The organism is Cupriavidus respiraculi (assembly GCF_914271545.1).
Taxonomy (GTDB): domain Bacteria; phylum Pseudomonadota; class Gammaproteobacteria; order Burkholderiales; family Burkholderiaceae; genus Cupriavidus; species Cupriavidus respiraculi.
Genome location: NZ_CAJZAH010000002.1, coordinates 1,062,265 through 1,081,698, shown reverse-complemented (window position 1 = coordinate 1,081,698; position 19,434 = coordinate 1,062,265). Strand labels below are relative to the sequence as shown.

The window sequence follows — 19,434 nt, the reverse complement described above, 5'->3', positions numbered from 1 at the left end:
CTGATGCCGCCGGCCGCGCCCGCTGAGGCGCGGCGGCATCCCGCATTATGGGGAGCGCGCGGCGCATGTCGCAAGCCCGGTCGCAAGCCCGGCCGCAAGCCCGGCTCAGCGGGCGTGGCTGCTCTGCGTGGCGAAGGTCATGCGCGGCAGGCCCGCCAGCCGCGCGGCTTCCATCACATTGACCACCGACTGGTGGCTCGCCTGCGCGTCGGCATTGACGATCAGCACAGGCGGCTGCGCCGCCGGGCCAGCGCCCGCGCCGGCCGCGCCGCGCAACTGCTCCGCAAGGCTCGGCACGTCGCGCTGCTCCAGCACGTGGCGGTTGATCGAATAGACCCCCTTGGCCGACACCGACACGACGATCTCGGCGGGTCGTTGCTGCGCCTTTTCGGCCTCGGCGGTCGGCAGCTGGATCTGCAGCTCGGTGTAGCGCGAGTACGTGGTCGTGATCATCAGGAAGATCAGGATCACGAGCAGCACGTCGATCAGCGGGATCAAATTGATCTCCGGCTCCTCGCGCCGCTGGCTGGGACGGAATTGCATGGCGGCTTCAGGCGCGGCGCTGCGGCAGGATGGCGTCGAGGAAGGCCGCGGCGCGCGCTTCCATCTCGGCGACATAGTCGTCCACGCGCCGGCGGAAATAGCGCCAGAAGATCAGCGCGGGAATCGCCACCACCAGGCCGAACGCCGTGTTGTACAGCGCCACCGAAATGCCGTGCGCGAGCTGTTCGGGATTGGCGCCGGTCCCGCCCTGGCTGCCGAAGATCTCGATCATGCCGATCACCGTGCCGAGCAGCCCCATCAGCGGCGCCACCGAGGCGATGGTGCCGAGCGCGTTCAGGTAGCGCTCCAGATCGTGCGCCACGGCGCGGCCGGCTTCCTGGACGACTTCCTTGGCGGCGTCGCGGGAAGTGTGGGGTTGCAGCGTCACGTGGCGCAGCGCGGCGGCCAGCACGCGCCCCAGCGGGGAATTGCGCTCGAGCGTGTTGACGACCTCGGGCGTGGCCCGGCGCTGCTGGGCGACCGACAGCGCCTCGTCGTAGAGCCGGGCAGGCAGCACCTTGCTGCGCTTGAGCGTCAGAAAGCGCTCGACGATCAGCGCCAGCGCCAGGACCGAGGCGAGCAACAGTGGCCAGATCGGCCAGCCGGCCGCTTGAATGATGGAAAACAAGAGAGGACCCCGGTTCGACGGCATTGCGGGACGGCGGCATCACCGCGACGCGCCCGTCCCGCCCGAAAAATGCAGGCGCCACTCTAACGCGGCGCCCGGCACCCGGCAAGGGAATGGCCCCGGGGGCAAGGCCGTCCCGGCGCGGCGTCGCGATTTCCACACGGATGCGGGACAGCGCTGTGGATGAATTGTGGACAGCCCGCTGACAAGAGAGCTAAGCCCTTGAGCAGAAACGCTTTATTAAGTGCTGCTCAATTTTCGGGCAGGACTTCGCTTGGCGGGAAGCCGTGCGGAATGCCCGGGCCGGCGTCCGGCCGCGCCCTCTCCGCTGTCCACAGAGAACAGGGACAGGATTGTGGACGGCGTGTGGACAGCCATCTGGAAGTGCGTGCAAGTCCTTGAATGCCATAAGGATTTGCCTTGTTGCTCGATTTTTGAGCAGTAGACGCCGCGGGGGAGGGTTTTCGCCCTGCCGGCGCACATTTTTCAAAAGTCGACTTGTTTCCACATTGAAACGGGACAGTCTTGTGGACGCCCTGTGGACAACGCGCGGGCAACCGCGGTAAGTCATTGATGCCATTGGAAAAGGAAAGCCGTGACCAAAATTTAAGCAGTTACTGCCGCCGCCGCGTGCCCGTCCCGGCAAGCTGTCGCTTATCCGTGACGCCGGTGGGAGCGCGGTGCAGGGGCAGCGCAGCTTTTGCACGGTCTTGTCGAAACTTCCGCCACCGAGTTGTCCAGATTTCCTGTGGATAACTTTGTGAACAAAGGCCGGATGGCGATCCTTAAGTCGTTGACGCGTAAGGGTTTTGCTTACATTGCCTAAAAAGTGATGCCAGCGAATTCACTTAAGAATCAATGGCTTGTGTCAAGTCCCCCGGCTCGCGGCCGCGCAACGGCACCCCACCGCGAAGCGCTTGACAGAGCGGTTATGCTGTGGACATGTCCATCTTCCGCCGCTCCCGCAAAGGCCTTCCATGTCCGAGCCGTTGAACGTTTCCCGAGAAATACCGTCTCCCGCGCGCGGAAGCGGCCGCGAAGTGATCCCGGTGGGCGAGCTCAATCACGCGATCGCCTCGGTGCTGGAGCGCAACTTCCCGCTCGCCTGGGTGCGGGGAGAAATCTCCAACTTCACGCGCGCGGCAAGCGGCCACTGGTATTTCTCGCTCAAGGATGCCCGCGCGCAGATCCGTTGCGTGATGTTTCGCGGGCGCAACCAGTATGTCGACTTCGCGCCGCGGGAGGGCGAGGCGGTGGAGGTGCGGGCGCTGGTGTCGATGTACGAGGCGCGCGGCGAACTGCAACTGAATGTGGACGGCATGCGCCGCGCCGGCGTCGGCAATCTGTACGAAGCCTTCCTGCGCCTGAAGGAAAAGCTGTCGCAGGCGGGGCTGTTCGATGCCGAACGCAAGCGGCCGGTGCCCAGCCATCCGAGCGTGATCGGCGTGGTGACCTCGTTGCAGGCCGCCGCGCTGCGCGACGTGGTCACCACGCTGCGCCGGCGCGCGCCGCACGTGCCGGTGGTGGTGTATCCGGTGCCGGTGCAGGGCGCGGGCGCGGCGGACAAGATCGCCGCCATGCTGGACGTGGCCAGCGCGCGCAATGAATGCGATGTCCTGATCCTGTGCCGGGGCGGCGGCAGCATCGAGGACCTGTGGTCGTTCAACGAGGAAGCGGTTGCCCATGCCATCGCGCGCTGCGCGGTGCCGGTGGTGGCCGGTGTGGGCCACGAGACCGATGTGACCATCGCCGACTTCGTCGCCGATGTGCGCGCGCCCACGCCGACCGGCGCGGCCGAGCTGGTCAGCCCCGACCGCGCCCATCTGCTGGCGCAGGCGATGCGGCTGCGCGAGGCGCTGGGCCGCTGCATGCAGCGCCGGCTGGAAGGACGGGCGCAGCAGCTGGACTGGCTGGCGCGGCGCGTGCGCAGCCCGCAGGCGCAGTTGCAGGAGCGGCGCGCCCAGGTCGAGAACCTCGCGCGGCATCTGCGCTCGGCATGGCGCGACACGCTGGTCGCGCAGCGCCATCGCGTCCAGGTGCTGTCGATGCGCTGGGGCGCAAGCCGCCCTGATCCCGTGCGCGCGCAGGCTGACCTGCGGCGGCTGGCATTGCGCATGCAGGCGGCCGCCGAACGCCAGCACGAACGCGCCGGGCAGCGCCTGCACCGGACCGCCGGCGCGCTGGAGCTGCTCGCGCCGCAGCGCACGCTGGAGCGCGGCTACGCGGTGCTGCTGGACCAACGCGGCCGCGCGCTGCGCTCGCCCGCGGAACTGCGCGCGGGCAGCGTGCTCGAAGTCCATCTCGCGCAGGGCGCGGCCGATATCGGCGTGGCCAGCGTGCAGGCCAAGCTGCCCGAGGTGTGAAGCACCCAAGTCGCTCAAACTGCCAGGGCGATCAGGGGAATAGCCCCTCGTTTGCGCCGCTTTGGCAAGTCCCCTACAATCGGTGACTCCCTTCCCGCAACCCCACAGAGACAGAACAATGGAACATACTCTCCCCCCGTTGCCGTATCCCCACGATGCGCTCGCCCCGCACATGTCCAAGGAGACCCTGGAGTTCCACCACGACAAGCACCACCAGGCCTACGTCACCAATCTGAACAACCTCATCAAGGGCACCGAGTTCGAGAACTACGACCTTGAAGAGATCATCAAGAAGTCCTCCGGCGGCATCTTCAACAACTCCGCCCAGGTGTGGAACCACACGTTCTTCTGGAACTGCCTGTCGCCGAACGGCGGCGGCCAGCCCACCGGCCCCCTGGCCGATGCCATCAACGCCAAGTGGGGTTCCTTCGACAAGTTCAAGGAAGAGTTCAGCAAGACCGCCATCGGCACCTTCGGTTCGGGCTGGGCCTGGCTGGTCAAGAAGGCCGACGGCTCGCTGGACCTGGTGTCCACCTCCAACGCGGCCACCCCGCTGACCACCGATGCCAAGCCGCTGCTGACCTGCGACGTGTGGGAGCATGCCTACTACATCGACTACCGCAATGCCCGTCCGAAGTTCGTCGAGGCATTCTGGAACGTGGTGAACTGGGACTTCGTCAGCAAGAACTTCGCTGGCTGATCCTGGGCGTGACAGGCAGCCCGACATGGCGCGATCGTGCGCGACGGTCCGACTGCCACGCTCGAGCGTAGACAGACGCGAAAGAGAGCCCTCCGAACGAGGGCTCTCTTTTTGCGTACCGCATTGGAAAGACGTCAACGTGCAGTCGACATTCCAGAAGACCCTGGCGGCAGCGGGCGCGCCGGATAGCGGCCTCCCGCCAGCGGCGGAAGGGGCCTTCCGCTTTTCCTGGGACGATCTGCGCATCATCAAGACGCTGAGCGAGTGTGGCAGCCGATCGATTGCCGCCGCGAAGCTGGGCATCAATGTCTCCACGGTATCGCGCCGGGTGGCGCAAGCCGAAGCGGCACTGGGCGTGGCGCTGTTCGACCGCCGCCGTGCAGGCTACAAGCTGACGCCGGAAGGCATGGAGCTTCGCGCGTTGAGCGAGCGGGTCGAACTCGATGTCGTCAGCGTGGCCAGGCGTGTATCGGGCGGCCTGCAAGGGCCGCTGGGCACGCTGCGGATGACGACCAGCGATTCGTTGTTGCTGCATTTCCTGACGCCCATCATTGCGGACTTCAGGACACGCCATCCGTCGTTGTCGGTGGAAGTGCTCGTCGGCAACGACACCCTCAATCTCGCACGCGACGAATCCGACATCGCGATCCGGGCAACACGGACCCCATCGGAGACCCTGGTGGGCCGCAAGCTTGCGAACATCGCGTGGGCGCCTTACGGCAGCGCCTCGCAGTTCCGCCGCAAGCGGCCCGCGGCGGACGATCTATACGGCATGACGTGGGTGTCGTATGCCGGCCGCCTCTCCGGACTCAGGGCATTTCACCACGTCGAAAGCCGAGTCGCACCGGTCGACATCGCATACCGGTCCGACTCGGTCGCCGCGGTCGCCGCCGCCATCGCGGCGGGCCTCGGCCTGGGGTTTCTTCCCTGCATGCTCGGCGATGCGATGGCCGAGCTGATACGCGTGGGACCTGTCGTGCCCGAGCTGCAGGACGAGCTTTGGCTGCTCACCCACCCGGATATCCGGCGGTCCCGGCGCGTTCAGGCCTTCATGAGCTTTTGCGCAACGGCGGTCGCGCGGCGCAAGGCGTTGATCGAAGGCCGCGAACCGCTTCACGCCGCGAAGAAGTGAATCTTCGCTCAGTCATCCTTGCGCGGACGTAGTACCGCCTTGCAGGCGATCTCGATCAATTGCGGCGGCATCGCCAGCCGCGAGACCCCGATCAGGTTGCTGGCGCATTGCGGGCGTTCCTTGCCATACGCCGCCTTGCGGACCTTGCCGGCCACGGCGAAAGCCGCGTCGACATCCAGCACATAGAGCGTTTCTTCCACGACGTTGTCCAGCGTCGCGCCGAATCGCCCGAGCAGCGTGGCGAGATTCTCGTAGGTGGTACGCATCTGCGCTTCCATCGTCGAAAATTCGCGCGGCTTTCCCGCGTCGTCGACGTCCGCCGGCGCCACCAGGTTGCCCTGGCTGTCGTGGCTCAGCTGCCCGGACACGTAGATCTCGTTTCCTACCTGCACTGCCTGCGCATAGCCATAGGCTTCTTCCCACGGAACGCCCCAATAGGCGGTTTTCTTTTCGAGCGAATCCGGCTGGTCGACCATGTTGTACCTCCACGTGAAAAAGGATCGCCGGGATCGGCGATCCCGCGTCGTCAGAAGGGTTCCAGACTATCATCGCGAGTGAAAGGGAAGGGCGCATTCGTGCGCTTCGACAGCGCAAATTTGCGCGTTCGGCAGATGCGCACCAAGGCGATTCCCTGAAGCCGTGACTCCGTAACCGTGCCAACGGTCGGCACGGACAGCCGCGCCGGCGATGCGATCGCGGTGACATCAGCATGCGTCTGAGTAGCGCAATGGCGGTAGACGCGGCGTTGTCCATGGGCAGGCGGCGGCGCAGGGGGATTTGCGCCCGGTTGCGCCGCGGCGTGCCCCCCGACGAAGGATTTTGACCGACTCGGTCAAAGCACGACCCGCCCCGCCGCGCTCGCGGCCGCTACCATGTTCCCTTCCGGTAGTTCGCCGTTCTCCCGCTGTTGCCTCATGACGTTTGTCGTAACGGATGCCTGCATCCAGTGCCGCTATACCGACTGTGTGGACGTCTGTCCCATGTCGTGCTTCCACGAAGGCCCCAATTTCCTCGCCATCAATCCGGACGAATGCATCGACTGCTCGATGTGCGTGCCGGAATGCCCGGTCGGGGCCATCTATTCCGAGGAGGACCTGCCCGCGGACCAGCGCCACTTCGTGGCGCTGAACGCCGAGCTTTCGCGCCATCCCGGCTGGAAGCCTCTGCTCAAGGCCAAGGGGCCGCTGCCCGATCACGCCGAGTGGGCCGGCCGCAAGGGCAAGCTCGGCCAACTCGTCATCGACTGAGGCCGTCCCGCATCGGCCCCTCTCGGGCGCATCCCCTTGACTTGTGGCCCCATCGTTCACACGATTGCCACAAGGCGCGGCTAGCATGTCGCAGCCCGGCTGCGAGCACGGGGACGCAAGAAGGAGCGAACGATGACACCGGGTGACGAGGAACTGGTTCGGCGCATCCACCGCGAGGTGGCCGACCACTATGACGAAGAGCTCGAACTGGCGCTGGAGGACGACAACGCCGAGACGCTGTTCGGCGACGATGGCGTGCCGCTGGACGATCCGGCGCGGGCCGAGCGCCGCCGCTATTTCCGCGAGCTGTTCCGGCTCCAGGGCGAACTGGTCAAGCTGCAGAGCTGGGTGGTGGCCACGGGCGAGAAGGTCGTGATCCTGTTCGAGGGGCGCGACGCGGCCGGCAAGGGCGGCGTGATCAAGCGCATCACGCAGCGGCTCAATCCGCGCGTGGCGCGCGTGGCGGCGCTGCCCGCCCCCAACGACCGAGAACGCACGCAGTGGTATTTCCAGCGCTACGTCTCGCACCTGCCCGCCGCCGGCGAGATCGTGCTGTTCGACCGCAGCTGGTACAACCGCGCCGGCGTCGAGCGCGTGATGGGCTTCTGCACCGACGAGCAGTACGAGGAGTTCTTCCGCACCGTGCCCGAGTTCGAGAAGATGCTGGTGCGCTCGGGTATTCGCCTGGTCAAGTACTGGTTCTCGATCTCCGATGCCGAGCAGCATCTGCGCTTCCTGAGCCGTATCCACGATCCGCTCAAGCAATGGAAGCTCAGCCCGATGGACCTGGAGTCGCGCCGGCGTTGGGAGGCCTATACCAAGGCCAAGGAGATCATGCTCGCGCGCACGCATATTCCCGAGGCGCCGTGGTGGGTGGTGCAGGCCGACGACAAGAAGAAGGCACGGCTGAACTGCATCCACCATCTGCTGACGCTGGTACCGTATCGCGAGATCGAGACGCCGACCATCGTGCTGCCCGAGCGCGAACGGCATGACGACTACTCGCGCCAGCCGGTGCCGGACAGCATGGTGGTGCCGGAGGTCTATTGATTGCGGCACGGGGCCGGCGAACGCGGCCCCGCTGACTGCCCGCGGGCTATTTCGACAGTCGCTGCAGCACGGTCAGAATCACCAGCGCGAAGATCGTCGCGATGACCGCGGTCGATTCCCGGCCCATGCCCGCCGACACGCCGATTGCCGCTACCATCCAGATGCCGGCGGCGGTGGTCAGGCCCTTGATGCTTTCCTCGGAGTTCAGCTTCAGGATGGCGCCGGCACCCAGGAAGCCGATGCCGGAGGCGATGCCTTGCAGCACCCGGCTCAGGTCCTCGACCTTGATGCCCGCCTGCAGGGGCACGAGGACGAACAGCGCGGAGCCGAGCGACACCAGCATATGGGTGCGCAGGCCGGCAGCCTTGCCGGCCGATTCCCGCTCGTAGCCGATCAGTCCGCCGAGCACGGCGGCCATGGTCAGGCGCACAAGCACGCGCGTGACCTCCTTCACATTGGGGATGTCGGCGAATTCCGCCCGCACCGTGCTGTAGACGTCCGCCCAAAGGCCATCCATCGTCGTGTCTCCCGTGGTCCTGACCGGGCCAGCGTATCATGCGGCGCGGGGCCGGGGCAGTCGGGCGGGTACTGACAAATGCGCGCCAGGGCGCACTAGCGCAGGCGCAGCGGCTCGAGCAGCGCGGCGTCGTACTGCGGCCGCGTGATGCGGCCCAGCTCCAGCATGCGATGCAGGATGTACGCCTGGCGCTGGCGGGCGCGGCGCGGATTGACCACGGGGTTGTTGGCCGACGGGGCCTTGGGCAGGCCGGCCAGCATCGCGGATTCGGCCAGGGTCAGCTTGCCCAGCGGCTTGCCGAAGTAGACCCGCGCGGCGTCGGCGAAACCGTAGGCGCCCTGGCCGAGGTAGACCTTGTTCATGTAGATCTCGAGGATCTCGTCCTTGGACAGCGCCCGCTCGATGCGGTAGGCCAGCATCGCTTCGTACAGCTTGCGGGTATAGGTCTTTTCGCGTGACAGGAAGAAATTGCGGGCGACCTGCATGGTCAGCGTCGAGGCGCCCTGCGAGAGGTCGTCGGACAGGTTGGCGATGCCGGCGCGGATGACACCGACATAGTCGATGCCGTCATGCAGGTAGAAGCGCTCGTCCTCGATGGCGACCACGGCCTGCGTCAGCGTCGCGGGGATCTCGCGCAGCGGCACGTAGTCCGGCGTCGAACGGAAGGCGACGATGGCATCCAGCGTGGGCAACTGCCGGCTGGCGACGATGACGGCGAGAGTGCCGAGCAGCGCGCAGGTCAGCACGACGACGGCGAGAAAGCCGAACAGCAGCGAGAAGAGGCGTTTCATGGCGCGTATTGTGCCAGCGCGGGAGGATGGAAGCGATGCGCGGGCTGCCGCTGCCGTGATGGTGCCTGATTCTTCGTGTGCGGGAGCGTGCGGGTTTGGGGGCCTGCAAGCGGTCACCCTCACCCCCGGCCCTCTCCCGCTGGCGGGAGAGGGGAGCAAGGAAACTACTTCCCAGGCAATGCCACTCCCAGGTCGCCCGCCAGCTTCGCCAGGTTGGCCCAGATGGCCGGATTCACATCGAGCGCGGTGGCGGCACGCGCGCGGTTCTCCGCTTCGTACTCGCCGGGGTACTGTACGCGGTCGAAGCCCGGCGCCGCCGGCGTGTCCTGCAGGTAGCGGATGAACGCTCGACTTCCTGGCTCTGCCATGGCAGGCCAAGGTCCAGCTCCGGGTTGATCAGCACGGCGAACATATTGTTGGTGGCCACGCCGCCGCGCGGGTTCTCCGGCTGGATGGTGCCGCCGCCGGACAGCACGCCCGCCAGCAGTTCCGCCACCACGCCCAGCGCATAGCCCTTGTGCCCGCCGAAGGGCAGCAGCGCGCCGGGCGGATCGGCGAAGATCGCGCCGGCGTCGGTGGTGGGCAGCCCCTCGGCGTCGATGATGCTGCGCTCGGGCGCGGGCTCGCCTTTCTCGGCCAGCACGCGGGCCTTGTTGATGGCGATGGCGCTGGTCGCGATATCGACCACCAGCGGCGGCCTGCCGTTGGGCATCGGCCCCGCGAAGCACAGCGGATTGGTGGTCAGCCGCGCGACCCTGCCGCCGTAGGGCGCCACCGCGGGCGGGCGGTTGATGACGTTGGTGAAGCTGAGCAGCACCATGCGGGCATTGGCGGCCATCTCGCCGTAGTGCCCCATGCGGCCGAGATGGTGCGAGCGTCGCAGCGTGAAGATGCAGTGCCCGTGCTCGCGCACGCGCTCGATGGCGGTCTGCATGACCTGCTTGCCCACGTGCTGGCCGAAGCCGCCGTCGCCGTCGAACACCATCAGCGTGCCCCGGTCCATCACGCAGCTCGCGCGTCCCGCGGGATTGACGTTGCCCGTTTCCACCGAGCGCCGGTAGCTGGGCAGGATCGAGATGCCGTGGCTGACATAGCCGCAGCGATCGGACTCGACCAGATGTTCGGCCACGTCGTGCGCGATATCGGTCGGCACGCCGAGCGCGACCAGGATGTCGTGCGCCAGCCGGTGCGCGTCTTCCAAGGTGATGTTCATGTTCGCCCCCGTGTCAGATCCAGCCGAGCCAGCGCCAGTAGGTCGCCGCGAACAGCAGCATCAGTGCATAGCCCACCAGCGTGACCGGAATGCCGATGCGCGCGAACTGCCGGCCATTGAAGGTATCGGTGCCCAGGCACACCATGTTCTGCGGCGCATTGATCGGCAGGATAAAGCCGAAGCTCATGGTGAAACCGAGCAGCATCGTGATACCGACCTTGTTCATATCGCCCGGCAGCGTCTGCAGCACGGAAATCAGGATCGGCAGCAGCGCGGCGGTCAGCGCGGTGGCGCTGGCAAAGCCGAGGTGGATCAGAATCAGGAAGGCGGCCAGGATGGCGAACACCATGATGGGGCCCTGGGTCGCAAGGCCGGAATTCGCCACCACGAAGCGGCCCAGCCATTGCCCGGCCTGCGTGGTCAGCAGCGCGGTGCCCAGGCTGATGCCGACGCCGAAGACGATCAGCGTGCCCCACGGCGTGCGCTGCTGCATGGTCTTCCAGTCCATCACGCCCAGGCGCGGCAGCATCAGGATCACGAGCCCGACGAAGGTGACGGTGGCGGTGTCGAAGTCGTGCAGCTTGCCTTCGGTGGCCCACGCCAGCAGCAGCCCGACCGAGACGGCCGCGAGCCGCTTCTGCGGCCCGCTCATCGGACCCTGCGCCGCCAGGTCGCGCTGCACGGCCTCCTTGCCGCCCGGGATGGCTTCGGCCTCCGCGGGCAGCAGCCAGCGCACCAGAAAATAGAGCACCACCGACATCGCGATGGCCCACGGCGTGCCGGCGATCAGCCATTGCAGCCACGTCACGCGCTCGCCGAGCAGTTTGTCCATGAAGCCGATCGTCAGCAGGTTCTGGGCGGCCGCGGTCTGGATGCCGACGTTCCAGATGCTGGTGGCCTGGGCCACCGTGATCATGATGCCGGCCGCGATGTTCGAGCGCTTGTCCACACCGAACGCCGCGATCACGCCCATCATGATGGGCACCACGCACGCGCTGCGCGCGGTGGCGCTGGGCACCACCAGCGACAGCGCGATGGTCACCGCGATGGTCCCCACGAGGATGCGGCGGGTGCTGGTGCCGATGGCCGATAGCGTGACGAGTGCGATGCGCCGGTCCAGCCCGGTCACCGTCATCGCGGCGGAGATGAACAGCGCGGCGGCCACCAGCGCGAGCGCGGTATTGGCGAAGCCCGCCAGCGCCATGCCGAGCGCGCGCGAGGTGCCGTAGTCTGTCGAGGGGTCGGTCACCACGGGCGCGAAGCCGATCAGCGCGGCCATCAGCGCGGTGATCATGATGGCGCTGGCCTCGTAGGACACCGCCTCGGTGATCCACACCACCACGGCGAAGGCGAGGATGGCGAGCATGCGATGCCCGGCCAGCGGCAGGTCCGCCGGGGTGGGCAGCAGCAGCACGCCGATCAGTACCAGCGCGGCCGCGTACAGCCCCCACGGCGGCGCGTTCCTCGCGGCGGCCACGCTGGCGGCCGGACCGGCCGGCGGAGGCGGGGCGGAGGGCGCGGATGGCGCGGACGAAGCGTTGCTGCGCAGGTCTGTCATTGCCGGTCTCCGTTCAGTGCAGCGCGATGCCAAGATGCCGGCGGTCCCGCCACGCGGGTCCGCCGCATCGACATGGCGCGCATTATCCGCCCGCCTCCACGCGGCTGTCGACCGCGGTGAGGCCATCGCTTGCGCCAGATCAAGGGTCGGTCTCGCCGCCGTGCGCGTGCGCGGCGAACGCGGTCCAATGGGCGGTGGCGATGCCGCATGCCTGGCGATCCGCGTGTTTGCGCGCGTCTGCGGGGCCGTGGCGGGACGGTGCGCACGGTGGCCGCGCGCGGCTCGCACCGCCCGGGCGGGCGCGATCTGCATGGTTTGGAAACCCGTGCTGAAAGTTTTTGTGCGCGGCGAGATCGATGCCGCGCCGTGGCGGGCGATTGCGCCGGAAAGACCGCCGGCCGCCTACAATCGTCCTGGCTTGCCGAATGCTCGCCGCGTCAACGCGGGCGACTTCCCCTTCAGGAGATCGACATGCAGGTGCTGATCCGGGGCCTTCATCGGGATATCACCGAGCAGCAGTTGCGCGACAAGATCTCGCCGCACGCGCCGGTGCGCTCGGTGGAGATCGTGCGCGACGGCGACCCCGAGCGGCCGTGGGCATGGGTCGATCTCGACATCGACATCTTTTCCGCATGGCGCCTGCTGCGCCGCTTCGACCGCCAGTATTTCGCGGGCGGCATGATGCGCTGGTATATCCCGGCGCATCAGAGCAGCGATTGAGCGCGGGGCCGGGCGGACCCAGGCCCCGGGGCCGGCGCGGTTTGCCGCTAACATAGCCGCATCGATACAGCTGTGCGCCGCGCTAGCGCGACGGTGCCTTTCCTTCCGATGCTAGAACTCGAAGGCGCGATCTGGTTCCGCGCAGGCAGCCAGACGCTGGGCGGCAAGGACCGCATCGCGCTGCTCGCTGCCATCGCCGAGCATGGCTCGATCACCGCGGCCGCGAAGGCCGTGGGGCTGAGCTACAAGGCCGCATGGGACGCCGTGGATGCGATGAACAACAGCGCCGGCGAGCCGCTGGTGATTCGCGCGGCCGGCGGCAAGGGCGGGGGCGGCACCATGCTGACGCCGCGCGGCGAAGGACTGGTGCGGACCTTCCGCGCGCTGGAGGCCGAGCACCGCCTCTTTCTCGCGCACCTCGCGGCCGCGGGCCAGCGCCTGGGGGGCGACGGTGGGGGCAATGCGGGCGATGGCGATGCGGCCGCGGACCTTCAACTGATGAGGCGGATCATGGTCAAGACGAGTGCCCGCAACAAGCTGTTCGGCCGGGTCGCGGCGGTACGCGCCGGCGCGGTGAACGATGAGGTCGCGCTGGCGCTGCCGGGCGGGCAGCAGGTGGTGGCGACCATCACGCACGAAAGCGTGGAAACGCTGGGGCTGGGTCCGGGCGTCGAGGCCTTCGCGCTGATCAAGGCGTCGTCCGTGCTGGTGGGCGTCGCCGATCCGGGCCTGCGCCTGTCCGCGCGCAATCAGCTGCCCGGCGCGGTCTCGCGCATCGTGCCCGGCGCGGTCAACACAGAGGTGGTGATGGAGCTCGATGGCGGCGGCACGATGGCGGCCATCGTGACCAATGCGAGCGTGACGGCGCTGGGCCTGGCCGAGGGCGTGCGGGTGCTGGCCATCTTCAAGGCATCGAGCGTGATCCTGGGCACGATGGACTGAGCGGGCACGACACGACCGAGGACTCACGGCCGGTGGATGCGGCCGTCGCGGATCTCCAGCACATGCTCGCCGAGCGCCGCCACATCGTCCGGGTCGTGCGAGATCGTCAGCATCGGCACATCGAGGCTGTCCTGCAACGCGCGCAGCTCGGCGCGCATGCGCACGCGCAGCGCGGGGTCCAGCGCGGAAAACGGCTCGTCCAGGAGCACGATGTCCGGCCGCGTGGCCAGGGCGCGGGCCAGCGCCACGCGCTGCTTCTGCCCGCCCGAGATCTCGCCGGGGTAGTGGCCCGTGATGTTGCGCAGGCCGAACGCGTCGATCCAGCGGTCGGCGTCCGGGTGGCGGCCATGCCGGCCGGGATTGAGCCAGCCCCGGGACAGGCCGAAGGCGACGTTCTGCGCCACGGTCAGGTGCGGAAACAGCGCGTAGTCCTGGAACAGGTAGGCGACGCGGCGCTGCTGGGGCCGCACGTCGATGCGCGCGGCAGAGTCGAACAGCGTGCGGCCGTTGAGCTCGATGCGGCCGCGGTCCGGCGTCAGCAGGCCCGCGATGGCATGCAGCGTCAAGGTCTTGCCCGCGCCGGAGGGACCGTACAGCGCGATGCGGTGGCTGTCCGAAGCAAAGGCGATATCGAGCGCGAAATGCCGGTCGGCGGCTTCCAGGCGTTTGGCGACGGCGACTTCGATGGCCATGGCGCGCTTGGGCGGGTTATCGGGCCGGCCGCCGGGCGGCGGGGCGGGTCAGCCGGCCCGCGGCCACCAGCAGCGCCACGCAGGTGACCGAGGTCACCAGCACCAGCAGGTTGGCGGTGCGGTCGTCCCCGGCCTGCACCGCCTCGTAGATTGCCACCGACAGCGTCTGCGTGCGGCCGGGCAGGTTGCCCGCCACCATCAGCGTGGCGCCGAACTCGCCGAGCGCGCGCGCGAACGCAAGCAGCACGCCGGCGGTGACCCCGCGCGCGGCCAGCGGCAGCGTGACGCGGAAGAAGATGCCGGTCTCCGAGGTGCCGAGGACCCGCGCGGCGTTCTCGAGCCGATGGTCGACCGCCTCGAAGGCGGCGCGCGCGGACTTGAGCACCAGCGGAAAGGCGACGATGGTCGAGGCCAGTACCGCGCCCTGCCACGTGAACACCAGCTCGATGCCCATGCCGGCCAGCCACTGGCCGAGCGCGCCGCGTCGGCCGATCAGCACCAGCAGGTAGTAGCCCAGCACCGTGGGCGGCAGCACCAGCGGCAGGGTCAGCAGCGCGTCGACCACGTCGCGCAGGCGCGATTGCCAGCGCGCGAGCGCATATGCGGCGCCGACGCCGAGCACGGCGTTGAGCACGGTCGCCCAGCCCGCCACCTTGAGCGAGAGGGCCAGAGGGGTCCAGACCGCTTCCATGTCGTCGTGCGGGTTCCGGGTGTCCGTTCAGGGCCTGCCGAAGCCGTGCCGCGCGAGGATCGCCTGTCCCTCGGCGGACAGCACGAACGCCACGAAGCCGCTGGCGGCGGGCGTGTTGCGCGCACGCGCGGTCAAGGCGATCGGATAGGTGACCGGCGTCGTGGTCGGAATGCGCGCGGCGATCTTCACGCTATCCGGCACGGTGGCCGCGTCGGTGGCGAACACGAAGCCCGCGTCCACCTCGCCCCGCGCCACGTAGGCCAGCGCCTGGCGCACGTTCTGCGCCGGCACGCCCTTGGCGCTGACCGCGTCCCACAGGCCGGCCGCCGCCAGCGCGTCGCGGGTGTAGCGGCCGACGGGCACGGCGCCCGGGTTGCCGAAGGCCACGCGCCGCACGGCGGGCCGCGTCAGGTCTTGGGGCTTGGCGATCTCCAGCCGGCTGTCGGCGGGTACCACCAGCACCAGCGCGTTGCTGGCGAAGTCCCGTCGCGACGCGGGCACGATCACCGCCTCGGCCGCGGCCTTGTCCATCGCGCGCTGGTCCGCCGAGGCGAACACATCGGCCGGCGCGCCTTGGACGATCTGCTGCATGAGGACGTCGGAGGCGCCGAAGTTCAGCACCACGCGCGTATCCGGATGTTCCTTCTCGTAGCGCTCGGCCACCGCGCGGAAGGCGTTGGTCAGGCTCGAGGCCGCCGAGACGACCAGGTCCGCGGCCCAAGCGCCGGGTGCCCACAGGCACAGGGCGGCGCAAAGCGAGATGGCGAGGTTAGTCCTCGCTTTCATTGCGGGCCCTGAAATACGGCGCGGGAGGGTGGGACGGAAGGACATTGGCGGTGGGGCCGGGGCACTTGCCGGCCGCGGTTTGTGGCGAAGCGACCACCGCAATATAGGCGCGTATATAGCGAGCGTCAATCGGGCGGGATGCCGTCCTGGCAGTGACAACGGGCGGGGAAAGAGAGGGCACCGGAGCCCCTGGCGGGGCTCCAGACGGCACGGCGTGCGTGCCGGTGCGCGCCGCGCCGGTCAGGCGGGCGGCGCGCCTTCCTTGATGATGCCGCGCAGCTGCTCGCGCAGTTGCGGGCTGTCCTCGTGCTGGTGCACCGTCACGGCGTGCTGGACCGCGGCCTCCAGCAGCTCGTCCTCGCTGTCGGCGCTGATCGCGACCGTGCAGCGGATGTCGCTGGGAACCTCGCGGCAATCGACGTATTTGCGTCCCATGGTGTCCTCCTGACGCGGCATGTCATCAGCGGGACGGGAGTCCCCCGGCTCTCCGGGTCTCGCGCGGGCGCCGCCGGCGCAGGCCGGCGGGCTGGCTTCAGTATAGGTTCGCGGCGGCGCGCCGCGGCCCCGGGGGAGGCGTTACAGCACCGGCGTCAGCACCTTGCCGGTGGTCAGGAAGGCGTTCAGGTTGTCCATCGTCAGCCCTTCCATGGCCGCGCGCGTCTCGTGCGTGCCGCTGGCGATATGCGGGGCGAGCACCACGTTGTCCAGCGTCAGCAGTTCGGCCGGCACGTTGGGTTCGTCGCGGAACACGTCCAGGCCGGCGCCGCCCAGGCGGCCGTCGCGCAGCGCCTGGACCATGGCCTGCTCGTCGATCACGGTGCCGCGCGAGACATTGATCAGAATGCCCTTGGGTCCGAGCGCGTCGATGATCTCGCGCGACACCAGGCCCACCGTCTCCGGCCCGCCCACGCAGGTCACCACGAGGAAATCGCACCAGGCGGCCAGCGCTTTCAGGTCCGGCTCATGCCGCCACGGGGCGCCCGCGCGCGGACGGCGGTTGTGATAGGCGATCTCCATGTCGAAGCCGGTGGCGCGCTGCGCGACCTTTTCGCCGATGCGGCCCAGGCCCAGGATGCCGAGCTTCTTGCCCGAGGCCCGCGTGGCCAGCGGGAACTGCGTCTTGCCCCACTGGCCGGCGCGCACGAAGCGGTCTGCGTGCGCCAGCTTGCGCGAGGCGTCGAGCAGCAGCGAGAAGGCCAGGTCGGCCACGCAGTCGTTGAGCACGTCCGGGGTGTTGCTGATCTGGATGCCGCGCGCGCGGGCCGCGTCCAGCGCGATGGCGTCATAGCCCACGCCGAAGCTGACGATGGCCTCCAGGCGCGGCAGTGCCTCGATCACCGCGGCGCTGCACCCGTAGCGCGCGGAGGTCACCACCACGCGCACGTCCTGGCCATGCTCGCGCAGCCATGCGATCGGATCGGCCTGCTCCCAGAGCGCTCCGGCGCCGTGGCGCTCCTTCAGGGCGGTGTTGACGTGGGGGGCGAGCGAACCGATCTGGACGAGCTGGAGCTGGGACATGGACGTGGCGAGGCTGGGAAGACGGTGGAAGGAAGGGCGGGCGGCCCGCGGGAGGCGGCGGCCCGCTGCCGATGGTAGCGCAATCAGCGGATCGGCGGCAAGCTGGCGGCTTGGGCCGTTTGCGCGGCTGGCTCGCTCAGGCGCTGTCCCGCCGGATCACCTCGAAGCCGAGGTCGACAACGGGCTCGTCGACCTGCTTGCCATCGATGCGGGCCAGCAGGCTCTCGGCCGCCCGGCGCCCGATGGCCGGGCCGTCGATGCGCACGGTGGACAGCGCCGGGTAGGTATGCGCGGCGAAGTTCAGGTCGCCGAAGCCCATCACGGCCAGTTGGTCCGGCACCGCGATGCCGCGGGCCCGCGCCTCGGACAGCGCGCCCTGCGCCAGCGTGTCCGAACTGCACAGCACCACGTCGGGCCGCGCGCCGCCGTCCAGCAGCCTGGCCAGTCCTTCGCGGCCGAGGCCCAGGCTCGAAGGCGCGGGCACGATGCTGCTCGGCACGTCGGTGATGCCGTGGCGCCCGATGCCCGCCAGAAAACCGAGGCGCCGCGACTCCGCGCGCTGGTCGCTGGCCGACAGGATGGCCGGGCGCCGATAGCCGCGGGCGTGCACGTACTCGGCCAGCGTATGGCCGACCTTCTCGTGCGAAAAGCCGACCAGCATGTCGATGGGGGTGGGCGTCAGGTCCCAGGTTTCCACCACCGGAATGCGCGCGGCCAGCAGGCGACGGCGCGCGTCGGGCGTATGGGCGATGCCGGTCAGCACCACGCCGTCGGGCCGCCGCGACAGGATGGCGCCGAGCAGTTCCTCCTCGCGCGTGGCGGCATAGCCCGACAGGCCCAGCAGCACCTGGTAGCCCGCCTGCGAGAAGCGGTCGGTCAGCGCCTGGATGGTGTCCGCGAAGATCGAGTTGGCGATGGTCGGCACGATCGCCGCGATCAGCCGGCTGCGGCGCGAGGCAAGGCCCCCGGCCAGCAGGTTCGGGACATAGCCGGTGCGCTGGATGGCTTCCTGCACGCGCGCCACCGTCTCGGCAGAGACCAGGTCCGGCTGGTTCACCACGCGCGACACCGTAATCGGCGAGACGCCCGCGATCTTGGCCACGTCGGCCAGCGTGACGCTACCCGTGGCGCGGCCGCTGACGGCGGGGGTGGGCAGGGCGGCGGTGGGACGGGAGCGGGCCATGAGCGTGGTCGGGGTGAGGCGGAGGAAGCGGCGTTGCGGGCGATGCGCCCGGTCGAGGCCGAATGATAGCGCCGCGGCGCGCGGCGCCCCCGGGGGCGAGGCAAACGCGGGGGTTGCCGTTGGGTAAACCCCGATCCCCGGCGCATTGTCGCTACCCGATGACAGCGCTATCATGCCACGGGCCAGGAGGGCGGCTCAAGCCTGCCGACCCCGCGGAAACCGGAGGAGACACCCCATGAAGACTACGCCCGTCGAGACGGCCGATCTGCTGCGTTCCGTCATCGCCGTGCCGCCGCTCGCGCGCCGCCCCGACCTGTCGCTGGACCGCGCCGCCAACGCCGCGCTGATCCGCCATCTCGAAGGTGGCGGGGTGCGCAGCCTGATGTATGGTGGCAATGCCAACTTCTACCATCTGCCGGTGTCGGCCTATGCCGAGACGGTGGACATGCTCGCCGAGCTGGCCGGCGCCGATACCTGGGTACTGCCGTCGGCCGGCCCCGACTACGGCAAGCTGCTGGACCAGGCCCGCATCCTGCGCGAGCGCGCCTTTCCGGCGGCAATGCTGCTGCCGATGAGCTTTCCGTTCACCGACGAGGGCCTGGCCACCGCAGTGCGCCATTTCACCGACGCGCTGGACAAGCCCGCCGTGCTGTACATCAAGTCGGACAACTACATCCGCCCGCAGACGCTGGCCGCGCTGATCGAGGAGCGCCGCATCGCCTGCGTCAAGTACGCGGTGGTGAAGCAGGACCCGGCCGCCGATCCCTATCTGCGCGCGCTGGCGCAGGAGGTGGACCGGCGCTACCTGGTCTCGGGCATCGGCGAGCGCCCGGCGATCGTCCACGTGCGCGATTTCGGGCTGACCAGCTTCACCACCGGCTCCGGCTGCGTGGCGCCCGCGCTGTCGATGCGGCTGCTTGGCCTGCTGCGCGAGCAGCGCTACGACGAGGCCGAGGCGGTACGCGCGCTGTTCCTGCCGCTGGAGGACTGCCGCGACGAGATCAGCCCGATCCGCGTGCTGCACGATGCCGTCACGCTGTCCGGCGTGGCCGACATGGGCCCGATGCTGCCGATGCTGACCGGGCTGGACGCCGCCGCGCGAGAGCGTGTCGGCCCCGCGGCGCGCGCGCTGCTCGACGCCGAACGCCGGAGCTGAACGC

General features: G+C 68.9%; 21 protein-coding genes. 8 read left to right on the top strand and 13 right to left on the bottom strand.

The features are described 5' to 3' along the window. Positions 1-105: 105 nt before the first annotated feature. Both LDO27_RS12795 and LDO27_RS12790 read right to left on the bottom strand, forming a co-directional pair. A complete protein-coding gene (locus LDO27_RS12795; RefSeq protein WP_224042121.1) occupies positions 106-543 on the bottom strand; it encodes an ExbD/TolR family protein in 438 nt (145 codons plus the stop codon). A gap of 7 nt (positions 544-550) precedes the next feature. Beyond that, complete coding sequence (locus LDO27_RS12790; RefSeq protein WP_222201790.1) at positions 551-1,171, bottom strand: MotA/TolQ/ExbB proton channel family protein; 621 nt, start codon at positions 1,169-1,171, stop codon at positions 551-553. Positions 1,172-2,148: 977 nt separating this feature from the next. Between LDO27_RS12790 and xseA the strand changes: the two genes are divergently transcribed. The 3 genes from xseA (at position 2,149) to LDO27_RS12775 (ending at position 5,366) form a co-directional block, all read left to right on the top strand. Next, positions 2,149-3,534 (top strand): exodeoxyribonuclease VII large subunit, encoded by a 1,386-nt coding sequence (gene xseA / locus LDO27_RS12785; protein WP_224042120.1) that lies wholly within the window; start codon positions 2,149-2,151, stop codon positions 3,532-3,534. Between the two features lie 118 nt (positions 3,535-3,652). Then, positions 3,653-4,234, top strand: coding sequence for a superoxide dismutase (locus tag LDO27_RS12780; RefSeq protein WP_222201786.1), 582 nt, complete (start codon positions 3,653-3,655; stop codon positions 4,232-4,234). A gap of 139 nt (positions 4,235-4,373) precedes the next feature. After that, positions 4,374-5,366 carry a LysR family transcriptional regulator gene (locus tag LDO27_RS12775; RefSeq protein WP_222201784.1) on the top strand — a complete coding sequence of 331 codons (993 nt, stop codon included), beginning with the start codon at positions 4,374-4,376 and terminating at the stop codon, positions 5,364-5,366. 8 nt (positions 5,367-5,374) lie between these two features. Here LDO27_RS12775 and LDO27_RS12770 read toward each other — a convergent pair whose 3' ends face one another. After that, a complete protein-coding gene (locus tag LDO27_RS12770) occupies positions 5,375-5,842 on the bottom strand; it encodes a Rid family hydrolase (protein WP_224042119.1) in 468 nt (155 codons plus the stop codon). A gap of 438 nt (positions 5,843-6,280) precedes the next feature. Between LDO27_RS12770 and fdxA the strand changes: the two genes are divergently transcribed. Both fdxA and ppk2 read left to right on the top strand, forming a co-directional pair. After that, on the top strand, positions 6,281-6,613 hold the full coding sequence (gene fdxA, locus LDO27_RS12765; RefSeq protein ID WP_224042118.1) for a ferredoxin FdxA: 333 nt from the start codon (positions 6,281-6,283) through the stop codon (positions 6,611-6,613). A gap of 132 nt (positions 6,614-6,745) precedes the next feature. Continuing rightward, on the top strand, positions 6,746-7,663 hold the full coding sequence (gene ppk2 / locus LDO27_RS12760) for a polyphosphate kinase 2 (RefSeq protein ID WP_224042117.1): 918 nt from the start codon (positions 6,746-6,748) through the stop codon (positions 7,661-7,663). A gap of 46 nt (positions 7,664-7,709) precedes the next feature. Here ppk2 and LDO27_RS12755 read toward each other — a convergent pair whose 3' ends face one another. The 4 genes from LDO27_RS12755 to LDO27_RS12740 all read right to left on the bottom strand — a co-directional run bounded on the left by LDO27_RS12755 (position 7,710) and on the right by LDO27_RS12740 (position 11,742). Continuing rightward, positions 7,710-8,180, bottom strand: coding sequence for an MgtC/SapB family protein (locus LDO27_RS12755; RefSeq protein ID WP_222201770.1), 471 nt, complete (start codon positions 8,178-8,180; stop codon positions 7,710-7,712). A 95-nt stretch (positions 8,181-8,275) separates the two neighbouring features. After that, positions 8,276-8,971: a transglycosylase domain-containing protein gene (locus tag LDO27_RS12750; protein ID WP_224042116.1), complete on the bottom strand. Its 696-nt coding sequence runs from the start codon at positions 8,969-8,971 to the stop codon at positions 8,276-8,278. A gap of 232 nt (positions 8,972-9,203) precedes the next feature. Continuing rightward, positions 9,204-10,184 carry an Ldh family oxidoreductase gene (locus tag LDO27_RS12745; RefSeq protein ID WP_224042115.1) on the bottom strand — a complete coding sequence of 327 codons (981 nt, stop codon included), beginning with the start codon at positions 10,182-10,184 and terminating at the stop codon, positions 9,204-9,206. Positions 10,185-10,197: 13 nt separating this feature from the next. Continuing rightward, a complete protein-coding gene (locus tag LDO27_RS12740; protein ID WP_224042114.1) occupies positions 10,198-11,742 on the bottom strand; it encodes a DASS family sodium-coupled anion symporter in 1,545 nt (514 codons plus the stop codon). A gap of 207 nt (positions 11,743-11,949) precedes the next feature. Between LDO27_RS12740 and LDO27_RS12735 the strand changes: the two genes are divergently transcribed. Then, positions 11,950-12,462, top strand: coding sequence for an RNA recognition motif domain-containing protein (locus LDO27_RS12735; protein ID WP_224042113.1), 513 nt, complete (start codon positions 11,950-11,952; stop codon positions 12,460-12,462). A gap of 108 nt (positions 12,463-12,570) precedes the next feature. Continuing rightward, complete coding sequence (locus tag LDO27_RS12730; RefSeq protein WP_222201762.1) at positions 12,571-13,404, top strand: TOBE domain-containing protein; 834 nt, start codon at positions 12,571-12,573, stop codon at positions 13,402-13,404. Between the two features lie 23 nt (positions 13,405-13,427). Here the strand turns inward: LDO27_RS12730 and LDO27_RS12725 are convergent, their stop codons facing one another. The 6 genes from LDO27_RS12725 to LDO27_RS12700 all read right to left on the bottom strand — a co-directional run bounded on the left by LDO27_RS12725 (position 13,428) and on the right by LDO27_RS12700 (position 18,274). Then, positions 13,428-14,096 (bottom strand): sulfate/molybdate ABC transporter ATP-binding protein, encoded by a 669-nt coding sequence (locus tag LDO27_RS12725; protein ID WP_222201760.1) that lies wholly within the window; start codon positions 14,094-14,096, stop codon positions 13,428-13,430. Between the two features lie 16 nt (positions 14,097-14,112). Continuing rightward, complete coding sequence (modB, locus tag LDO27_RS12720; protein ID WP_224042112.1) at positions 14,113-14,787, bottom strand: molybdate ABC transporter permease subunit; 675 nt, start codon at positions 14,785-14,787, stop codon at positions 14,113-14,115. 27 nt (positions 14,788-14,814) lie between these two features. Then, complete coding sequence (modA, locus tag LDO27_RS12715) at positions 14,815-15,573, bottom strand: molybdate ABC transporter substrate-binding protein (RefSeq protein WP_224042111.1); 759 nt, start codon at positions 15,571-15,573, stop codon at positions 14,815-14,817. A 240-nt stretch (positions 15,574-15,813) separates the two neighbouring features. Further along, positions 15,814-16,008, bottom strand: a complete 195-nt coding sequence (locus LDO27_RS12710; RefSeq protein WP_222201745.1) for a DUF1059 domain-containing protein — start codon at positions 16,006-16,008, stop codon at positions 15,814-15,816. Between the two features lie 141 nt (positions 16,009-16,149). Then, entirely contained in the window at positions 16,150-17,091 is a 942-nt protein-coding gene (locus tag LDO27_RS12705; protein ID WP_224042110.1) for a 2-hydroxyacid dehydrogenase, read from the bottom strand. A gap of 136 nt (positions 17,092-17,227) precedes the next feature. Then, entirely contained in the window at positions 17,228-18,274 is a 1,047-nt protein-coding gene (locus LDO27_RS12700; RefSeq protein ID WP_224042109.1) for a LacI family DNA-binding transcriptional regulator, read from the bottom strand. Positions 18,275-18,509: 235 nt separating this feature from the next. On the opposite strand from LDO27_RS12700, the gene LDO27_RS12695 reads away from it, so the two are divergent. After that, positions 18,510-19,430: a dihydrodipicolinate synthase family protein gene (locus tag LDO27_RS12695; RefSeq protein WP_224042108.1), complete on the top strand. Its 921-nt coding sequence runs from the start codon at positions 18,510-18,512 to the stop codon at positions 19,428-19,430. The last annotated feature ends 4 nt before the right edge of the window (positions 19,431-19,434 follow it).